Source organism: Rhodopirellula europaea 6C, assembly GCF_000338295.1.
GTDB classification, from domain to species: domain Bacteria; phylum Planctomycetota; class Planctomycetia; order Pirellulales; family Pirellulaceae; genus Rhodopirellula; species Rhodopirellula europaea.
Map to the genome: position 1 here is coordinate 1 of NZ_ANMO01000146.1, position 1,621 is coordinate 1,621.

General features: G+C 58.2%; 1 protein-coding gene. It reads right to left on the bottom strand.

Translation table 11 applies throughout. The features are described from left to right. Positions 1-164: 164 nt before the first annotated feature. Positions 165-1,490, bottom strand: coding sequence for a nucleotide sugar dehydrogenase (locus RE6C_RS15575; protein WP_173401796.1), 1,326 nt, complete (start codon positions 1,488-1,490; stop codon positions 165-167). Between the last annotated feature and the right edge of the window lie 131 nt (positions 1,491-1,621).

The following is a 1,621-nucleotide window of genomic DNA, read 5'->3' on the forward strand; positions in this document are numbered from 1 at the left end:
AGTGGAAAAGGCGGTTAGCCTGTCGATCGGCTGGTGGGAAACCGGAGCTAACGCTCGGCGGCTGATGGGCTCGGTGGGGTGTTGGCGGCGACGAAAGGGCCTTCGTCGCTTACATGTTGTGCGCGGGATGCGGGGATGACAGGCTGGAAGCCTATCCCACTGGGCTAGGCTTTGAGGACTTTGGTTTGTTGTTCGGGTGGCAGTTTGGCAGTGGCGTTGCGGGTGTCGACGATGAATTTGGACCACTGGGCGAGTTCGTGGATGTCGAGGCAATCGTGCCAAGTCGAGATCAGGACCAGGTCATATTCTTGAATCGTTGCTTGATCCCAGGCGACGCTGGGTTTGCCGGCCCAGTGCGAGTGTTCTCGTGATGGGCGAATGACGGGGACATACGGATCGTGGTAGTCGACCTCAGCACCCTGTGAGGTCAGGCGATCCAGGAGTTCGTAGGAGGGGGATTCTCGGTCGTCGTCGACGTTGGGTTTGTAGGCCAGGCCAACCAGTAGCACCTTGCTGCCGTTGAGGGCTTTTTTGTTTTGGTTCAAGGCATCGGCACAGCGTCGCACAATGTGTGTCGGCATCGCTCGGTTGATCTCGCCGGCCAGTTCAATGAACCGAGTGTGAACGCCGAACTCGCGGGCTTTCCAAGTCAAGTAGAACGGGTCGATTGGGATGCAGTGACCACCGAGGCCGGGGCCAGGATAAAAGGCTTTGAAACCGAAGGGTTTGGTACTGGCGGCTTGGATGACTTCCCAAATGTCGATGCCCATTTGGTCGGCGACAAGTTTTAATTCGTTGACCAACCCGATGTTGACGCTGCGGTAAATGTTTTCGAGCAGTTTGGTCAACTCGGCGACTTGTGTACTGCTGACCGGGACGACTTGATCGAAAACGCTGCCGTAGAGCGATTCACCTGCCTTCAGGCACGCTGGCGTGTGACCGCCGACGACTTTGGGAATGTTGGTGGCGGCGAACTCGGGGTTGCCGGGGTCTTCTCGTTCGGGCGAGTAGACGACGTGCACATCGGTGCCGACGGTCAGGCCGGCGGCTTCAATGCGAGTGACCAGTTCCTCGGCGGTGGTGCCAGGGTAAGTCGTGCTTTCGAGGCTGATCGTTTGCCCTGCACGCAGATGCGGCAGGATCGATTCGATCGTGCTCACAACGTAGGAGAGATCGGGTTCGAAGTGTTCGTCCAGCGGCGTGGGAACACACAGGATGATCGCGTCGACTTCGCGGATTCGGCTGAAGTCTGTTGTGGCGGCGAGGTTGCCGGATTGGATCGCCGTGGCGATGGAGTCCGCCGAAATGTGTTTGATGTAGCTGGTGCCAGCGTTGATTGCCGACGTCTTCTTGTCATCGATGTCGAATCCAACGGTCTTGAACCCGCCGCCAGCGTAGGCCAGTGCGAGGGGAAGACCGACATAGCCGAGTCCAACAACACCCACCGTGGCGCTACGATCTTGAATCCGTGAGGTGAAGTCTGTTGGCATGAAGGTAAGTTGTGGCGGCTTCGGTGAAGAGAAAGAGAGGTAGGCTTCTGGGCTGCGCGTGAAGGGCAAAGGGACTCAGGATGATGTGCCGACGCCTTCACTCCGAAGAGGTCGTGCGGTTCTGAAGTGCC

Coding starts and splice junctions, on each gene's coding strand:
- RE6C_RS15575 (WP_173401796.1), bottom strand. CDS start 1,490: ATGCCAACAGACTTCACCTCACGGATTCAAGATCGTAGCGCCACGGTG.